Source organism: Streptomyces sp. NPDC034670, assembly GCF_055574875.1.
The window spans coordinates 1-16,443 of the sequence record NZ_JBVITR010000014.1 but is presented as its reverse complement, the minus strand read 5'-3'; the positions used below and the strand labels follow the sequence as shown (position 1 = coordinate 16,443).

Sequence of the window (16,443 nt, the reverse complement as noted above, 5' to 3'; positions counted from 1 at the left end):
ACAGGGGCCCGGCACCCCGCGGACGCGGAAGGTGCCGGGCCCCGCCCGTGCCGTGACCGGGCGCCTCAGTCCCCGTCGGGGGTGTCGGCCGCCTCGACCTCCTCGCGGGTGATGCCCAGCAGGTACAGGACCGTGTCGAGGAAGGGGACGTTCACCGCGGTGTGGGCCGCCTGGCGCACCACCGGTTTGGCGTTGAAGGCGACACCGAGACCCGCCGCGTTGAGCATGTCCAGGTCGTTGGCGCCGTCGCCGATCGCCACGGTCTGCGACAGCGGCACCCCCGCCTCGGCCGCGAACCGGCGCAGCAGCCGGGCCTTGCCCGCCCGGTCCACGATCTCGCCGGTGACCCGGCCGGTCAGCTTCCCGTCGACGATCTCCAGGGTGTTCGCCTGGGCGAAGTCCAGCCCCAGCCGGTCCTTCAGGTCGTCCGTGACCTGGGTGAACCCACCGGACACCACGCCGACTTGATAGCCGAGGCGCTTCAGCGTACGGATCAGGGTGCGGGCGCCCGGCGTCAGCCGCACCTCGCTGCGCACCTTGTCCACCACCGAGGCGTCCAGCCCCTCCAGCAGCGCCACCCGCGCGTGCAGCGACTGCTCGAAGTCCAGCTCCCCGCGCATCGCCGCCGCCGTCACCTCGGCGACCTCGTCCTCGCAGCCGGCGTGCGCGGCGAAGAGCTCGATCACCTCGTCCTGGATGAGGGTCGAGTCCACGTCCATGACGACCAGGCGCTGCGCCCTGCGGTACAGCCCCGCCGCGACCACGGCGATGTCGACCCCGAGCCTGGCCGCGTCGGTCACCAGCGCGGTGCGCAGCGGCTCCGTCTCCACCCCGGATACCGCGAACTCCACCGCGGTCACCGGGTACTTGGCGAGCCGGAAGATGCGGTCGATGTTGCCGCCGGCCTTGGTGATCCGGGCGGCGATCGCCGCCGTCGCCTCCGAGGTGAGGGGGTGGCCCAGCACGGTGACCAGGGAACGGCCGAGCCCGCGCGGCCGGTTGTCGCCGATGCCCGAGATGATCTCCGCCTGCATCTTCATCGACTCCGCCCAGCTGTGGACGGTCGCCCGCAGATCCCCTTCCAGCCCCTGGGGCGGCTCGGTCACGAGCGCGCACAGGGTGATCCGGCCACGGGTGACGACCTGCTCGATGTCGACCACGTCGACCGAATAGGCGGCGAGGGTGTCGAAGAGGCCGGCCGTGATGCCCGGCCTGTCCTTGCCGAAGATCTTGACGAGGAGGGTGGGGAGCTCGGAGGTCTGCGATGCGCTCATGGTGTTCCCACCGTATCCGGCACCAGGTGCCCCGCGCCCCCGAGGTCCGCCTGACGGACGGCGAACACCGGGCGTCGCGGAGGTGTCCCGGACCTTGCTCCTCCCCGTACTCCGCCCTCCGCCCCGCGCCCCGCGCCCCCGGCCGGGCCCGTTCCGGGGCGGCCCGGCGGGGGTGGTCACGGCGGGCGCGCCGTGAACCGCGGACGCCGTCAGGCCCGTCGCGGTCACCGGGAACCGGCGGGCCGCCGGACGGCCGCGCACGCCCCCTCGCGTGGTCCACCGTTCCCCGGTCCGGTTCCCGCCCCGCCGGCGGAGACGGCGGACGCGTTGGTGCGCGGTCGTGACAAGGCCCGGCTTCCGGTCGGCGGACCGGGCCTGGAATAGTTCCCCACGATGTTCGACATCCCTAGACTCCCTGCGACGGGGGAAATTCGGGGGACAACTCAGTGGGGCATGGAGTGCCGGAACTCGTACTGGAATCAAACGGACGGACCTGGACGCTCGATCCGTCCAGGTCCTACACCCTCGGACGCGATCCGCAGGGGGACGTGGTGCTGGACGACGCCAGGGTCTCCTGGCGTCACGCCACGATCAGCTTCAACGGCCGCGGCTGGGTCGTCGAGGACCACGGGAGCACCAACGGCACGTTCGTGCAGGGGCAGCGGATCCACCACCTGGAGTGCGGCTCCGACACGGTGCTGCACCTGGGCAACGCGAACGACGGGCCCCGCGTGACGCTGTCCGGCGTCGCGGCCCCGGCCGCCGCGCCGCAGCAGCCGTACGCGGCCCGGGGGGCGCACCCGGGCTGGTCCCCGCAGGCACCGCAGCAGCAGCCGCCCGCGGCGCAGGCGGGCTGGCAGCAGCCGCAGCCGCAGCCGCAGCCACAGCAGCAGCACGCGGCGCCGCAGCCGCCGCACATCCCGCAGCAGCAGGGCCCCGGCGGGGGCGCGGGGACGCCGCCGGCCCACGGCGACCGCAGCCCCACCACGTTCCACCAGTTCTCGCTCGGCCGCGTGATGCGCATCGGCCGCGCCCTGGAGAACGACCTGGTCGTCTCCGACCTCCAGGTGTCCCGCCACCACGCCGAGTTCCACTCGACGCCCGACGGCCGCATGGAGATCCGCGACCTGGGCTCGCACAACGGCACGTACGTCAACGGCCAGCCGATCCCCAAGGGCGGCTCGCGCCTGCTCGGCCCCGCCGACGTCGTGGGCGTCGGCCACTCGACGTTCCGGATCGTCGGTGACCGGCTCGAGGAGTTCGTCGACACCGGTGAGGTGTCCTTCTCCGCCCGCCACCTGACCGTCACGGTCGACGGCGGCAAGCAGATCCTCAAGGACGTCTCCTTCGGCGTCCCGGAGAAGTCGCTGATCGCGGTCATCGGTCCGTCCGGCTCCGGCAAGTCGACCCTGCTCAAGGCGCTCACCGGCTACCGGCCCGCCGACCAGGGCGAGGTCCTCTACGACAACCGGAACCTGTACAAGCAGTTCGCCGAGCTGCGTCAGCGCATCGGTCTGGTCCCGCAGGACGACATCCTGCACAAGGAGCTGACCGTCAAGAAGGCCCTGACGTACGCGGCCAAGCTCCGCTTCCCGGCCGACACCACGGCCGCCGAGCGCGACGCCCGCATCGACGAGGTGCTGCGCGAGCTGAAGCTGGACATCCACAAGGAGAAGAAGGTCACCTCCCTCTCCGGCGGCCAGCGCAAGCGCGTCTCGGTGGCCCTGGAGCTGCTCACCAAGCCGTCGCTGATCTTCCTGGACGAGCCGACCTCCGGCCTCGACCCGGGCATGGACCGCGACGTGATGACGCTGCTGCGCGGTCTGGCCGACGACGGCCGCACGGTCCTCGTCGTCACCCACTCGGTGGCCGAGCTGGCGCTGTGCGACAAGCTCCTGGTGATGGCCCCCGGCGGGTCCGTCGCCTACTTCGGCCCGCCCGATGAGGCGCTGAACTTCTTCGGCTACGACACCTGGGCCGACGTCTTCTCCGCCTTCGAGAACTACCGCGACTACGACTGGGCGGGCCGCTGGAAGGGTTCGCAGCACTACCAGATGTACGCCGCGGACATCGACGCGGTCGCCCCGCAGGCCGCGCAGGTGCCGCCGATGCAGGCGATGAGGCCGCCGAAGCCGCAGGGCTGGACGCCGCAGTTCGTCACCCTGGTGCGCCGCTACGTCTCGGTGATCGCCTCCGACAAGGGCTTCCTCGCCCTGATGGTGGTCCTGCCGGCCGTCCTCGGCGCGGTGAGCCTGCTCATCAACCCGGACCGCGGCCTGCTGCCCAACCCGCCCGACCCGCGGACCGGCCGGCTCGTCCCGAACGGCACGGCGACCACGGTCCTGCTGATCCTCGCGGTCGGCGCCTGCTTCGCGGGGGCCGCGAACTCCGTGCGCGAGCTGATCAAGGAACGGGTCATCTACGAGCGGGAGCGCGCCACCGGCCTGTCCCGCTCGGCGTACCTGATGTCCAAGGTGTGCGTGCTCGGCACGATCACCGTGCTGCAGGGCCTGCTGGTCGGTGTGATCGGCTTCTCCAGCCGGGAGATCCCCGAGGAGGGCCTGGTCCTCGGCGGGTTCACGCTGCTGGAGCTCTCCCTGCCGATCATGGCGCTCGGCTTCACCTCGATGATGTTCGGCCTGATCATCTCCTCGCTGGTGAGGACCGCCGAGAAGACCATGCCGCTGCTGGTCATGTTCGCGATCATCCAGGTGGTCTTCACCGGCTGCCTCTTCACCCTGCACGGCTCGATCGGCGTCAACCAGTTCTCGTTCCTGATGCCGTCGCGCTGGGCGGTCGCCGCCTCCGGCGCCACGCTGGACTTCAACAGGATCAGCCCGCCGGAGACGCCCGGCGACACCGACCCGCTGTGGGAGCACACGGTCGGCGCCTGGGCCCTGGACATGGGCGCGCTCATCGCCCTCGGCGTGGTCTGCGGCTTCTTCGTGGCCCGCTTCCTGCGCCGGCACGAGCCCGAGGTCATGCGCAAGTAGTCCCGGTGGCCACCGCCGTGCGGCGCCGAAGGGCGGCACCCCGTCAGGAGGGTGCCGCCCTTCGGCGTGCGGGTGCGTGGGGGAGAGGTCCGCGCCGACCTCAGTACGCGCTGTCGACGTTGTCCATGGACCCGTAGCGGTCGGCCGCGTAGTTGCAGGCGGCGGTGATGTTGGCGACCGGGTCGTAGATGTCCTTCGACGTGCCCGGCACGTGGTACGCCTCGAACGTCGGCGGGATCACCTGCAGCAGGCCCTTAGACGGGATGCCGTTGCGGGCGTTGATGTCCCAGAGGTTGATGGCCTTCGGGTCGCCGGAGGACTCCCGGATGATGTTGCGGTGGATGCCCTCGTAGGAGCCCGGGATGCCGTGCTTCTTCATGACGGACAGGGCCTCGCGGATCCAGCCGTCCAGGTTGTCGGCGTAGGCCTTCGGGGCGGACTCCTTCACCTCGGCGCGCTCGGCGGCCCGGCTGGCGGCCTCCTCGGCCTGGCGCGCCTTCTCGGCCCGCTCCTTCGCGGCGGCCGCGGCGGCGGCCCTCTGCTCGGCCGCGGCGGCCTCCTTCTCGGCGGCGGCCCGGGCCTCCGCCTCCTTCTTCGCCGAGATCTCCTCGACCTTCAGGCCGGCGCCGGCCTGAAGGTCGGTGATGTCGGCCTTGACGTCCTTGATCGGCTCGGTGCTGTACGCCACCTGCGCGGCGGGAGCGGCGGCCTCGCTCGTGGCGGTCGTCGACGCGCTGCTCGGCACCGCCGAGAGACCTATGGCGGCGGCGCCGAGGGCGGCGACACCGGCGGCGGCGATCCTGTGCTGGCGGTTCAGGGCGCGGCCGTGACCACGGGTGAGGAAGTTCTTCGGCATGGGGAATGGACCTCTTCGAATAGCGCGGAGGTCGCTCGGCGTGCCGGAGGGGGGAGGGGGAGACTTCCGGCAGAACGCCGCGGGCGGAACCCGCGGCGTCGAGCGACGGCAGCCATTCTTAGCGGCCGCAAAATGGCGAGGCAAAGATGTGACGTACGAAGTCGGGTAGTGGATCACGGATGGGCGAATCGGGCATATAGGACCGCTGGACCCGCTCGTGTGGCCGGTATGTCTCTCCTAAACCCGTTCGTACGTGATGTACGTCCTATGCTCGGCCTCACATCACCCGACTGCGCTTCTCACCGCTGGTTGCTGGAGCAATGCGCTGAGTGAGGGTCGTGCTCGGGCAGGACCAGGTGGACGTCCCCGAACTCGTGCCACAGGTAGCGCTCCCGCAGCGCCTCCTCGTAACCGCGGTCGACCGCCGCCCGGCCCGCCACCGCCTCCAGCATCAGCAGGTGCGAGGCCTCCGGCTCGTGCAGCCCGGTCAGCAGCCCGTCCACCACCCGCACCCCGCGCTCCGGCGTCACCACCAGATCGGTCCACCCCGCACGGGCCCGCACCACCCCGTCCGCCCCGGCCGCCGACTCCACCGCCCGCACGGCCGTCGTCCCCACCGCGATCACCCGGCCGCCCCCCGCCCGCACCGCGCCGATCAGCCGGGCCGACGCCTCGGGGACCACGAACCGCTCCGGGTACGGCGGCTCGTGCGCCTCCGCCGACGCCACCCCGGCGTGCAGGGCGACCGGGGCGAACCACACCCCGCGGCTCACCAGCTCCGCCACCGTCCGCGCCGTGAACGGGCGCCCCGCACTCGGCATCTCCGCACTGCCCGCTCCCTCCGGCGACGGCAGCGCGAACACCGTCTGGTACGCCGACAACGGCTGGTCCCGCTCCGTGTAGGCGTACCGGACGGGCCGCCCGTGCTCCCGCAGCACCCCGGGCACGTCCCGCGGCGCGCGGGCCCACCACAACCGCCGGCCCCGCGTGCTCAGCGGCGCCTCCAGCACCAGCCGCGCGCCCCCGGCCAGCCGCACCTCCGTCCCCGCGGGTCCCCCCGCACGGGCGCGCGTGGTGCCGCGGCCGTCGGGGTCCCGCAGCTCGACCGCCCACCGGCCGTCGTCCCCGCGGGTGGAGAAGTGCACCACCACGCGCGTGCCCCCGACCCACCCGGCGACGGCCGCCGCCAGCGTCGGCGAGGTGTTCACCACCAGCAGGTCCCCGGCCCGCAGCAGCCGCGGCAGCTCCGCGAAGGCGTGGTGCGACACCCTCGTGCCCCGGGACACCAGCAGCCGCACCGAGTCCCGGTCGAGCCCGGGCCCCCGCTGCTCGGCCGGCACCCGCGCCGACAGCTCCCGCGGCACCCGGACGGCCAGGGTCACCGCCCTTCCTCCAGCAGCGCCGGAGCCGCGTAGCGGCCGCTCGCCGGCCGCTCGTCCAGCAGCCGCAGGAAGGCCGGCACCACACGGGCCGGCTCCGGCCTCGGAGCGTCGTCGTCCGGTACGGCCGCCGCGTACAGGTCCGTCGCCATGTCCCCGGGATCGACCGCCCACACCCGCAGCCCCGGCTCCTCCACGGCCAGCACCGCCGCCAGGTGGTCCAGCGCCGCCTTGGACGCCCCGTACCCGCCCCAGGTCCCGTAGGCCTCGGCGCCGGCGTCCGAACTCACCGCGACCACCGTGCCCGCCCGCGAGGCCCGCAGCCGCGGCAGCGCCTCCTGCACCAGCCCCAGCGCCGCCACCAGGTTCACCTCCAGCGCCCGCCGCAACCCGTCCAGGGGCAGCTCCGCCAGGCGCACCAGCGGCTCGGCGCCCAGCGCGCTCGCGTTGTGCACCAGCAGGTCGACCCCGCCCAGCCGCTCCGCCGTGGCCACCAGCTCCGCGCGGTGCCCGGCGTCCGCGACGTCCCCGGGCAGCGCGCTCACGCGCGTGCCGTGCGCGGACACCACCCCGGCCGCCTCCGCCAGGCGGACCGCGTCCCGCGCGTCGAGCACCAGGTCCCAGCCGCGCGCGGCCAGCGCCCCGGCCAGCGCCCTGCCCAGCCCCTTCGAAGCCCCCGTGACGATCGCCACCGGCATGACGTGCCCCCTTGTCGTGAACGCCGTCCGATCGGCGTGATCACACCGTAGGGACGCCGCCGCCCGCCCCGCCTCGGGCGGCGGACGCAGGCGGCCGGGGCCCTTCGCCCTACGCCGCCGACCCGAGGACCCGGGGCCTAGGACCTGCGGCCCGGGCCGCGGCCGCCGCCCGCCCGATCCGGCCGTCCCCGCCCGCCGGTACCGTGAGGGCATGAGCCACGGCCCCCGGTCCGGCCTCGCCGCGGTGAGTTCCGCGTTGCTGGCCATGAGCAGGCACCTCGAGGTGCGCGACGTCCTCAAGACGATCGTCGTCTCGGCCCGCGAACTGCTCGACGCCCAGTACGCCGCGCTCGGCGTGCCCGACGACCACGGCGGATTCGCCCAGTTCGTGGTCGACGGCGTCAGCGACGAGCAGTGGAGGGCCATCGGCCCCCTCCCGCGCCAGCACGGCATCCTCGCCGCGATGCTGAAGGAGGCCGCGCCGCAGCGCCTGGCCGACGTGCGCCGGGACCCCCGCTTCGAGGGCTGGCCGGACGCCCACCCCGACCTGGCCGACTTCCTCGGCCTGCCCGTCCGCGCCGGCGACGAGGTCGTCGGCGCCCTGTTCCTGGCCAACAAGAAGTGCCCCAAACCCGAGGGCACCTGCGGCTTCACCCAGGACGACGAGGAACTGCTCGGCATCCTCGCCCAGCACGCGGCGATCGCCCTCACCAACGCCCGGCTCTACGAACGCAGCCGCGAGCTGACCATCGCCGAGGAACGCTCCCGCCTCGCCCACGAACTCCACGACGCCGTCAGCCAGAAGCTCTTCTCCCTGAGGCTGACGGCGCAGGCCGCGGCCCGCCTCGTGGACCGCGACCCCTCCCGCGCGAAGGGCGAACTCCAGCAGGTCGCCGTCCTGGCCGCCGAAGCCGCCGACGAACTGCGCGCGGCGGTCGTCGAGCTGCGCCCCGCGGCCCTCGACGAGGACGGGCTCGTCGCCACCCTCCGCACCCAGACCCGGGTCCTCGACCGCGCCCACACCGCACGCGTCACCTTCACCGGCCGCGGCGTGCGGGCCCTGCCCGCGGCCCAGGAGGAAGCCGTGCTGCGCGTCGCCCAGGAGGCGCTGCACAACGCCCTGCGGCACTCCGGGGCCGAGCACGTCGACGTCACCCTGGAACGCCGCGGCGGCGGAGCCGTCCTGCGGGTCACCGACGACGGCAGCGGCTTCGACCCGCGGGCCGTCCGCCGCGCGGGACGCCACCTGGGCCTGGTCTCCATGCGGGACCGGGCGAGCGGGGCCGGCGGGAGGCTGACCGTGGAATCGGCGCCCGGCAAGGGCACCACGATCGAGATGGAGGTCCCCGGTGGCTGACGCAATCAGGGTGCTGCTGGTCGACGACCACCAGGTGGTGCGCCGGGGCCTGCGCACCTTCCTCGAGGTGCAGGACGACATCGAGGTCGTCGGAGAGGCCGCGGACGGGAGCCGGGGGGTGGCCCTCGCACAGGAACTGCGGCCCGACGTCATCCTCATGGACGTCAAGATGCCGGGCACGGACGGCGTGGACGCGCTGCGCCGGCTGCGCGAACTGGACCACCCCGCGCGCGTGCTGGTCGTCACCAGCTTCACCGAACAGCGCACGGTGGTCCCGGCCCTGCGCGCGGGCGCCGCCGGGTACGTGTACAAGGACGTCGACCCCGACGCGCTCGCCGGGGCCATCCGCTCCGTGCACGCCGGTCACGTCCTCCTCCAGGCCGAGGTGGCCGGCGCCCTGCTGTCCCAGGAGGAGTCCGCCCCGGGCCAGGGACGCGCCGGCTCGCTCACCGAACGGGAACGCGAGGTACTCGGCCTGATAGCGGACGGGCGTTCCAACCGGGAGATCGCCCGCGCCCTGGTGCTGTCCGAGAAGACCGTGAAGACGCACGTCTCGAACATCCTGATGAAACTCGACCTGGCGGACCGCACCCAGGCCGCCCTCTGGGCGGTGCGCCACGGCCTGAGCGGCTGACCCGCGACGCCCCGGACGGCGCGGAAGGTTCCCCTCCGATCAGAGATTCATACCGTCGTGGGAATGTCCCCCGAACGGCGCATCCTCTTCGGACGCCCGCCGTTCTCCAGGGCGTGCCGCGGCGCCTGCCGCGGCCGTCGCAAGGAGGGCTTGGAAAGTGAAGAACCTGAAGAAGGCAGCGGCCATGGCGATGGTGGCCGGCGGTCTGCTCGCCGCCGGCACGGGCGTGGCCTCCGCCACCGAGGGCGCGCACGCCGACGGCCAGGCCGTGGGCTCCCCGGGCGTCGCCTCCGGCAACCTCGTCCAGGTTCCGGCCGACGTCCCGGTCAACGTCTCCGGCAACAGCGTCAACGTCGTCGGCCTGCTGAACCCGGCCTTCGGCAACGTGGCCGTCAACGACTGACACCCGTCACCGGAGCGGTGCGGACCCCGGCCTCCCGGCCCCGCACGGGAGGCCGGTCGGCCGTGTCCGCACCGTGTCGTCCGTGCGCACGCGGCTCACCGCGTCCCCCGCTCACGCTCCTCCACGACGGAGTTGTACGCCGCGACCTGCGCCCGCCGGGCCGTGCGCTCCACCGGCCTGAGCGCCTCCCCGCGCGCCGCCATCTCCGAGGCGCTCACCGCGCCCCCGTGCCCGCTCGTCCCCGCCAGCGCGATCAGCGTCCCCACCCGCTGCGCCAGCTCCAGCACCCGCACCGCCCGCGGCGGATACCCCGGCGCCGGCGCCCCGCGCCCTGCCTCGGCCCGCGCCCGGTAGGCGTCGATCGCCGCCTCGGCCACCGGCCCCGACCCGGCCACGTCCAGCCGCGTCAGCACCTCGGTCGCCTCCCGCAGGGCCTCCGCCAGCTCCCGCTCGGCCTCACCGAGCGAGGGCACGTCGGCGGGCGGCGCCTCCCGCACCGCCAGGCAGTGCCACACGACCTCGACGTGCACATCACCGTCCGGCCCGGCCTCGCGCACCTTTGGCACCAGTCCGAACGCGGCCCCGTGGCAGACCACCGCCTCCCCGGCCTCCAGCGCCCGCGCGTTGAACTCCGGCGGACCGCTCAGCCCCAGCGGATGCCCCGGCACGGGCAGCGCGACCCGCAGCCCCCTCACCCCCAGCCCCCGCAGCCGCCCCAGCGCCAGGGTGAGCCCCACGGGCGCGGACTCACCCGGCAGCCCCGCCACCCGGTGCACCGCGTCCTCGCCCACCACGGCGAGCACGGCGTCATCCGGCGAGACAAGTCCGGCGAGCAGGGCATTTCCCCAAGCGGCAAGGCGTCCTGAGCGAGGTTCCGAGAACATGCCCCCACCCTAGGCCGACCTCAGGACCGGCCCGATGGAATGCCCGGCCCGGCCGGTGGCGTAGATTTCATGGAGGGCTGCGCCCACGGGTGCGGCGGACCGACCCACAGGCGTTACGCGACAGCCGAGACCGGCCACACTGCAAGGGGAGACAAGGCGCTCATGAGCGATGTTCTGGAACTTCAGGACGTATCCGTGGTTCGCGAGGGCCGGGCTCTGGTGGACCAGGTCTCCTGGTCGGTCAAGGAGGGCGAGCGCTGGGTCATCCTCGGCCCCAACGGCGCCGGCAAGACCACCCTCCTCAACATCGCGTCCAGCTACCTCTACCCCACCAAGGGCACCGCCACCATCCTCGGCGAGACCCTCGGCACGCCCGGCACCGACGTCTTCGAACTGCGCCCGCGCATCGGCGTGGCCGGCATCGCCCTGGCCGACAAGCTCCCCAAGCGCCAGACGGTCCTGCAGACCGTGCTCACCGCCGCCTACGGCATGACCGCCGGCTGGCAGGAGGAGTACGAGGACATCGACGAGCAGCGCGCCCGCGCCTTCCTCGACCGCCTCGGCATGTCCGAGTACCTGGACCGCCGGTTCGGCACCCTCTCCGAGGGCGAGCGCAAGCGCACCCTCATCGCCCGCGCCCTGATGACCGACCCCGAGCTGCTGCTCCTCGACGAGCCCGCCGCCGGCCTCGACCTCGGCGGCCGCGAGGACCTCGTGCGCCGCCTCGGCCGCCTCGCCCGCGACCCGATCGCCCCCTCCATGATCATGGTCACGCACCACGTCGAGGAGATCGCCCCCGGCTTCACCCACGTCCTGATGATCCGTCAGGGCAAGGTCCTCACCGCCGGCCCGCTGGAGCTCGAACTCACCTCCCGCAACCTCTCCCTCTGCTTCGGCCTGCCCCTCGTCGTCGAACAGGTCGGCGACCGCTGGACCGCCCAGGGCCTCCCGATGTCCTGAACCCCTCCGAGCCCCCGGCGCACCGGGCATGACGGCCCTTTCCGCCCGAGCGGCGCCCTGTCGGCGACCGGGCGCGCGGTCCTACCATGACCCCGTGGACATCGACGCATGGCTGTGGTGGCTGATCGGCGCGGCGGCACTCGGCATCGGGCTCGTGATCACCGCGATGCCCGAGCTCGGCATGCTCGCGGTGGGCGCCGTCGCCGCCGCAGTGGTCTCCGGGTTCCTCGGCGGCGGCGCCGTGGCCCAGGTGGTGGTCTTCGCCGTCGTCTCGACCGCCCTCATCGCCGTGGTGCGGCCCATCGCGACCAGACATCGCGCCCAGCGGCCCCGACTCGCCACCGGGGTGGACGCCCTGAAGGGCAGACAGGCCGTCGTCCTGGAACGCGTCGACGGCTCCGGCGGCCGGATCAAGCTGGCCGGCGAGGTCTGGTCGGCCCGCGCCCTCGACGCCGGCCGCGCCTACGAGGTGGGCCAGGAAGTGGACGTCGTCGACATCGAGGGGGCCACGGCCGTCGTCATGTGACCCCGCGCGACACAACTGAGCCGAACCACCCCCGAGTTCCACGACGGTCTGTCAGACTCGACCAGCAAGATCCTCAACAGGCATAGGATCTGCCCAAGGCGCCGAGGCGAAGAAGGGTACGGGGAACCGACGATGCAGCCGATCATCATCGTCCTGATCATCCTGGTGGTGTTGGTCTTCATCGCCCTGATCAAGACGATCCAAGTCATCCCACAGGCCAGCGCCGCCATCGTCGAGCGCTTCGGCCGCTACACGCGGACGCTCAACGCGGGCCTGAACATCGTCGTCCCGTTCATCGACACCATCCGCAACCGCATCGACCTGCGTGAGCAGGTCGTCCCGTTCCCGCCGCAGCCGGTCATCACCCAGGACAACCTGGTCGTCAACATCGACACCGTCATCTACTACCAGGTGACCGACGCGCGCGCCGCCACCTACGAGGTCGCCAGCTACATCCAGGCGATCGAGCAGCTCACCGTCACCACGCTCCGCAACATCATCGGCGGCATGGACCTGGAGCGGACCCTGACCTCCCGCGAGGAGATCAACGCGGCCCTGCGCGGCGTCCTCGACGAGGCCACCGGCAAGTGGGGCATCCGCGTCAACCGCGTCGAGCTCAAGGCCATCGAACCGCCCACCTCCATCCAGGACTCGATGGAGAAGCAGATGCGCGCCGACCGCGACAAGCGCGCCGCCATCCTCCAGGCCGAAGGCGTCCGGCAGTCCGAGATCCTGCGCGCCGAGGGCGAGAAGCAGTCCCAGATCCTCCGGGCCGAGGGCGAGGCCAAGGCCGCGGCCCTGCGCGCCGAGGGCGAGGCCCAGGCCGTCCGCACGGTCTTCGAGGCGATCCACGCCGGCGACCCGGACCAGAAGCTGCTCTCCTACCAGTACCTCCAGATGCTCCCCAAGATCGCCGAGGGGGACGCCAACAAGCTCTGGATCGTCCCCAGCGAGATCGGCGACGCGCTCAAGGGCCTCTCCGGCGCCGTGGGCAACTTCGGGGCCATGGGCGGCGGTTCGGGCGGCGGCAAAGCCCCCGGCGGCAGCGTTCCCCCTCAGGAGCGCCGGGAGAAGCCGACCATCGACTGACATCGCGCCGGCACGGACACGAACGGCGGGCCCGCCCCCCACGGGGAGGCGGGCCCGCCGCACGACGTCCGGCCTGATCCGAACGGGAGGCCTAGGCCGCGGACTGGACCAGCCACTGGGGCAGCGCGTCGAAGTCGTCCTCTCCCAGCGCCAGCAGCATCGCGTCCGCCGGCGTCGGCTCGAACGGCTGCCGCAGCAGCGGCATCCCCGCCTCCTGGGGAGTCCGGTCCGCCTTGCGGTGGTTGTCCTCCGGGCACGAGGCCACCGTGTTCAGCCAGGTGTCCCGGCCGCCCCGGGACCGCGGCACCACGTGGTCCACGGTCGTCGCCCGCCGCCCGCAGTAGGCGCACCTGTGCCGGTCCCGCACCAGGACGCCCCGCCTCGACCACGGCGCTTGTCTTCGGAACGGCACCCTCACGTATTGGCAGAGCCGGATCACCCGGGGCGCCGGTATGTCGACCGCGGCTCCCCGCATCCGCAGTTCGGGGTGGGCCTGCTCGACGACGGCCTTGTCCTGGAGCACCAGAACGACGGCTCGGTTGAGCGTCACCGTCGACAGCGGCTCGAAGCTCGCGTTCAGCACCAGCGTGTCCCGCATACCAGCCCACCTCCCGTGTGCACCGGCCCACCCCTCGGCGGGCTGGGGTCAACTCTGGCCGGGCACACCGAGATGGACAACGCAATATCCGCTGCTCCAGCGGGAGGCGACCCCCGCGCTCCCGGTGACAAAAATGCCCGCCCCCGATCAATTCCAGGACCAGGGGCGGGCAAACGTTCCGTGAACGCTCCGGGGCGTCCGGGCCGCTCAGGAACCGGCGGGCACCTCGTACTCGCCGATCAGCTGGGCACGCGCGATCGTGTGGAACCGCAGGTTGAAGCCCACCACGGCGGGAGAGGCGTCCGAGTCCGGACCGAGCTTCTCCCGGTCCACGGCGTACACCGTGAACACGTACCGGTGCGGTCCGTCGCCGGGCGGCGGCGCGGCACCCCCGAAGTCCTTGGTGCCGTAGTCGTTGCGCGCGTGGACCGCGCCCTCGGGCAGCCCCTCGAACGCGCCGCCGCCCGCACCCGCCGGCAGTTCGGTCACCGAGGCCGGGATGTCGAACACCACCCAGTGCCAGAACCCGCTGCCCGTCGGGGCGTCGGGGTCGTAGCAGGTCACGGCGAAGCTCTTGGTCTCCGGCGGGAAGCCCTCCCACCGCAGGTGCGGCGAGGTGTTGCCCGCCGCGTGGACCTGAGCGTCCTTGAGCGTCGCCCCCTCCTCGACGTCCTCGCTCGTCACCGTGAACGACGGCACGGGCGGATGGAAGTCATGGGGGAGCGGCCGCCGCTTGAGCTCGGTCACCTCGGTACCTCCTGATCGTCTGCGTTCGGTGGGACCGAGCCTAGAACCAGTTGCGCCTGCTGCCGACCTCCGACAGCCACTGGTTGAGGTATGCCGCCCAGTCGGTCCCCTGGTGGTCGTTCAGCCCGACCTTGAAGGACCGGAAGGTGTCGCTGCCCTCGCTGAACAGCCCTCCCCTCTTGTCCATCTCCAGCACGACGTCCATCTCCCGCTCGTCGGCCACGAAGCTCAGCTCCACCTGGTTCAGCCCCCGGTACTGCTGCGGCGGGAAGAACTCGATCTCCTGGTAGAACGGCAGCTTCTGCCGGGTGCCCCGGATGTGGCCGCGCTCCATGTCCGCGTTCTTGAAGCGGAAGCCCAGCTGGATGAACGCGTCCAGGATGGCCTTCTGCGCCGGCAGCGGGTGCACGTTGACCGGGTCCAGGTCGCCGGAGTCCACGGCCCGCGCGATCGCCAGCTCGGTGGTCACCCCGATGTCCATCCCGCGCAGCGGCTGCCCGTCGATCATCGTGATCGGCGTCTCCCAGGGGATCTCCAGACCGAACGGCACCGCGTGCACCGCCCCCGCCTGGAGCTCGAAGGCGCCGCCCAGGCGGGACTTCGTGAACTCGATGTCCTGCTTGTACTCCTGGTCGCCGCTCTCCACCTCGACCTTGGCCTGCAGCCCGACCGACAGCCCCTCGATCTGCTGGTTCACGGACCCGCCCTGGATCCGCACCTCACCCTGGACGACACCGCCCGGGACGACGTTGGCCTCGTGCAGCACCGTCTCGACCGAGGCCCCGCCGGCTCCCAGACTCGCGAGCAGCTTCTTGAACGCCATCTCTCTCCCTCTCCGGCGACCCCCGTGGGCCACACCTGATCCGTCGTCCTGCATCGACTCGTGCGCAGGGACCCTGTGATCCCTATGAACGCGATCCGGCCGTGGCCGGTTCCGTGCCCACCCTGGCAAGCGCGGGGCCCGGTGACCACCCCGTGCCACCGCCCGACTCCGTTACTCTGGGACGGCATGATCGCCAGCCCTGACCGTACGCCCCTGCCCCGGAAGTTCTTCGACCGCCCCGTCCTCGAGGTCGCTCCGGACCTCCTGGGCCGGATCCTGGTGCGGACCACCCCCGACGGCCCGATCGCCCTGCGTCTGACCGAGGTCGAGGCCTACGACGGCCCGAACGACCCCGGCTCGCACGCCTACCGGGGGCGCACGGCCCGCAACGACGTGATGTTCGGCCCGCCCGGCCATGTGTACGTCTACTTCACCTACGGCATGTGGTTCTGCATGAACCTGGTGTGCGGTCCCGAGGAGCGGGCGAGCGCGGTCCTGCTCCGCGCCGGCGAGATCGTCGAGGGCGCGGAGCTGGCCCGCACCCGTCGGCTCTCGGCCCGCAACGACAAGGAACTGGCCAAGGGACCGGCCCGCCTGGCCACCGCCCTGGACGTCGACCGCGCCCTCAACGGCACGGACGCCTGCGCCCCCGACGAGACCCCGCTCCGCGTGCTCACCGGCACCCCCGTCCCCCCCGATCAGGTACGCAACGGTCCGCGCACCGGAGTCTCCGGCGACGGGGCCGTCCACCCCTGGCGCTTCTGGATCGCCGACGACCCGACCGTGAGCCCGTACCGGGCCCATGTCCCGAGGCGCCGACGGAGTTGACTCGGCCTTGGAAGACACGTAACGTAGTCCGGGCCTCTTGAACCGGGTACGGCACTCGCCTGCAGCCGGAAGAGGACAACCCACTACTGACGATCAGCCCTCGGCGGGCTCGGATTCTTCATGTCCGCATGTCTGAATTCCGAACCGCAGAACTCGATTATGAATCGAGCGGGGGAATCGGCTAACGTAGTGAATGTCGAAAGGCCGACCGGCGAAAGCCGAAGGCCGACGGCACATCCCGCCGACAGGGAATCGGACCGGAAAGGTCTGGTAGAGTCGGAAACGCAGGACCGAAGGGAAAGCGCCCGGAGGAAAGCCCGCGAGGGCGAGTACGAAGGAAGCGTCCGTTCCTTGAGAACTCAACAGCGTGCCAAAAGTCAACGCCAGATATGTT

At 72.4% G+C, this 16,443-nt stretch carries 16 protein-coding genes; 8 read left to right on the top strand and 8 right to left on the bottom strand.

All coding sequences use genetic code 11. From position 1 onward, the window contains the following. Positions 1-65 precede the first annotated feature (65 nt). Positions 66-1,274, bottom strand: a complete 1,209-nt coding sequence (gene serB, locus ACZ56B_RS12685; protein WP_468789127.1) for a phosphoserine phosphatase SerB — start codon at positions 1,272-1,274, stop codon at positions 66-68. 458 nt (positions 1,275-1,732) lie between these two features. Between serB and ACZ56B_RS12680 the strand changes: the two genes are divergently transcribed. Continuing rightward, a complete protein-coding gene (locus ACZ56B_RS12680) occupies positions 1,733-4,267 on the top strand; it encodes an ABC transporter ATP-binding protein/permease (RefSeq protein WP_468789126.1) in 2,535 nt (844 codons plus the stop codon). 100 nt (positions 4,268-4,367) lie between these two features. Here ACZ56B_RS12680 and ACZ56B_RS12675 read toward each other — a convergent pair whose 3' ends face one another. The 3 genes from ACZ56B_RS12675 to ACZ56B_RS12665 form a co-directional block, all read right to left on the bottom strand. After that, a complete protein-coding gene (locus ACZ56B_RS12675) occupies positions 4,368-5,123 on the bottom strand; it encodes a transglycosylase SLT domain-containing protein (protein ID WP_468789125.1) in 756 nt (251 codons plus the stop codon). 299 nt (positions 5,124-5,422) lie between these two features. Then, positions 5,423-6,505, bottom strand: a complete 1,083-nt coding sequence (locus ACZ56B_RS12670) for an S-adenosylmethionine:tRNA ribosyltransferase-isomerase (RefSeq protein WP_468789124.1) — start codon at positions 6,503-6,505, stop codon at positions 5,423-5,425. After that, on the bottom strand, positions 6,502-7,200 hold the full coding sequence (locus tag ACZ56B_RS12665; RefSeq protein ID WP_468789123.1) for an SDR family NAD(P)-dependent oxidoreductase: 699 nt from the start codon (positions 7,198-7,200) through the stop codon (positions 6,502-6,504). Before ACZ56B_RS12665 ends, ACZ56B_RS12670 begins: the two co-directional genes overlap by 4 nt. 211 nt (positions 7,201-7,411) lie before the next feature. On the opposite strand from ACZ56B_RS12665, the gene ACZ56B_RS12660 reads away from it, so the two are divergent. The 3 genes from ACZ56B_RS12660 (at position 7,412) to ACZ56B_RS12650 (ending at position 9,594) form a co-directional block, all read left to right on the top strand. Further along, on the top strand, positions 7,412-8,557 hold the full coding sequence (locus tag ACZ56B_RS12660; RefSeq protein ID WP_468789122.1) for a GAF domain-containing sensor histidine kinase: 1,146 nt from the start codon (positions 7,412-7,414) through the stop codon (positions 8,555-8,557). Next, entirely contained in the window at positions 8,550-9,191 is a 642-nt protein-coding gene (locus tag ACZ56B_RS12655; protein WP_468789121.1) for a response regulator, read from the top strand. The genes ACZ56B_RS12660 and ACZ56B_RS12655 overlap by 8 nt, the downstream gene beginning before the upstream one ends. 157 nt (positions 9,192-9,348) lie before the next feature. Then, on the top strand, positions 9,349-9,594 hold the full coding sequence (locus tag ACZ56B_RS12650; RefSeq protein WP_468789119.1) for a chaplin: 246 nt from the start codon (positions 9,349-9,351) through the stop codon (positions 9,592-9,594). A gap of 95 nt (positions 9,595-9,689) precedes the next feature. Here the strand turns inward: ACZ56B_RS12650 and ACZ56B_RS12645 are convergent, their stop codons facing one another. Beyond that, positions 9,690-10,478 carry a hypothetical protein gene (locus ACZ56B_RS12645; protein ID WP_468789118.1) on the bottom strand — a complete coding sequence of 263 codons (789 nt, stop codon included), beginning with the start codon at positions 10,476-10,478 and terminating at the stop codon, positions 9,690-9,692. A gap of 162 nt (positions 10,479-10,640) precedes the next feature. On the opposite strand from ACZ56B_RS12645, the gene ACZ56B_RS12640 reads away from it, so the two are divergent. The 3 genes from ACZ56B_RS12640 (at position 10,641) to ACZ56B_RS12630 (ending at position 13,053) form a co-directional block, all read left to right on the top strand. Beyond that, positions 10,641-11,438: an ABC transporter ATP-binding protein gene (locus ACZ56B_RS12640; protein WP_468789117.1), complete on the top strand. Its 798-nt coding sequence runs from the start codon at positions 10,641-10,643 to the stop codon at positions 11,436-11,438. 94 nt (positions 11,439-11,532) lie between these two features. Then, positions 11,533-11,964 (top strand): NfeD family protein, encoded by a 432-nt coding sequence (locus ACZ56B_RS12635; protein ID WP_468789116.1) that lies wholly within the window; start codon positions 11,533-11,535, stop codon positions 11,962-11,964. Between the two features lie 132 nt (positions 11,965-12,096). After that, complete coding sequence (locus ACZ56B_RS12630) at positions 12,097-13,053, top strand: SPFH domain-containing protein (protein ID WP_468789115.1); 957 nt, start codon at positions 12,097-12,099, stop codon at positions 13,051-13,053. Between the two features lie 91 nt (positions 13,054-13,144). Here ACZ56B_RS12630 and ACZ56B_RS12625 read toward each other — a convergent pair whose 3' ends face one another. The 3 genes from ACZ56B_RS12625 to ACZ56B_RS12615 form a co-directional block, all read right to left on the bottom strand. After that, positions 13,145-13,651: an HNH endonuclease gene (locus tag ACZ56B_RS12625; RefSeq protein ID WP_468789114.1), complete on the bottom strand. Its 507-nt coding sequence runs from the start codon at positions 13,649-13,651 to the stop codon at positions 13,145-13,147. Between the two features lie 207 nt (positions 13,652-13,858). After that, positions 13,859-14,398 (bottom strand): YbhB/YbcL family Raf kinase inhibitor-like protein, encoded by a 540-nt coding sequence (locus ACZ56B_RS12620; RefSeq protein ID WP_468789113.1) that lies wholly within the window; start codon positions 14,396-14,398, stop codon positions 13,859-13,861. A gap of 40 nt (positions 14,399-14,438) precedes the next feature. Further along, the gene (locus ACZ56B_RS12615) at positions 14,439-15,221 is read right to left on the bottom strand and encodes a sporulation protein (protein WP_468789111.1); all 783 of its coding nucleotides are present in this window, start codon (positions 15,219-15,221) and stop codon (positions 14,439-14,441) included. Positions 15,222-15,407: 186 nt separating this feature from the next. Between ACZ56B_RS12615 and ACZ56B_RS12610 the strand changes: the two genes are divergently transcribed. After that, positions 15,408-16,049 carry a DNA-3-methyladenine glycosylase gene (locus tag ACZ56B_RS12610; RefSeq protein WP_468789109.1) on the top strand — a complete coding sequence of 214 codons (642 nt, stop codon included), beginning with the start codon at positions 15,408-15,410 and terminating at the stop codon, positions 16,047-16,049. Positions 16,050-16,443: the final 394 nt, after the last annotated feature.

Excerpts from the sequence above, each read along its gene's own strand:
- ACZ56B_RS12640 (WP_468789117.1), top strand. The coding sequence starts at position 10,641 with ATGAGCGATGTTCTGGAACTTCAGGACGTATCCGTGGTTCGCGAGGGC.
- ACZ56B_RS12610 (WP_468789109.1), top strand. The coding sequence starts at position 15,408 with ATGATCGCCAGCCCTGACCGTACGCCCCTGCCCCGGAAGTTCTTCGAC.
- ACZ56B_RS12665 (WP_468789123.1), bottom strand. The coding sequence starts at position 7,200 with ATGCCGGTGGCGATCGTCACGGGGGCTTCGAAGGGGCTGGGCAGGGCG.
- ACZ56B_RS12645 (WP_468789118.1), bottom strand. The coding sequence starts at position 10,478 with ATGTTCTCGGAACCTCGCTCAGGACGCCTTGCCGCTTGGGGAAATGCC.
- ACZ56B_RS12660 (WP_468789122.1), top strand. The coding sequence starts at position 7,412 with ATGAGCCACGGCCCCCGGTCCGGCCTCGCCGCGGTGAGTTCCGCGTTG.
- serB (WP_468789127.1), bottom strand. The coding sequence starts at position 1,274 with ATGAGCGCATCGCAGACCTCCGAGCTCCCCACCCTCCTCGTCAAGATC.
- ACZ56B_RS12675 (WP_468789125.1), bottom strand. The coding sequence starts at position 5,123 with ATGCCGAAGAACTTCCTCACCCGTGGTCACGGCCGCGCCCTGAACCGC.
- ACZ56B_RS12615 (WP_468789111.1), bottom strand. The coding sequence starts at position 15,221 with ATGGCGTTCAAGAAGCTGCTCGCGAGTCTGGGAGCCGGCGGGGCCTCG.
- ACZ56B_RS12625 (WP_468789114.1), bottom strand. The coding sequence starts at position 13,651 with ATGCGGGACACGCTGGTGCTGAACGCGAGCTTCGAGCCGCTGTCGACG.
- ACZ56B_RS12630 (WP_468789115.1), top strand. The coding sequence starts at position 12,097 with ATGCAGCCGATCATCATCGTCCTGATCATCCTGGTGGTGTTGGTCTTC.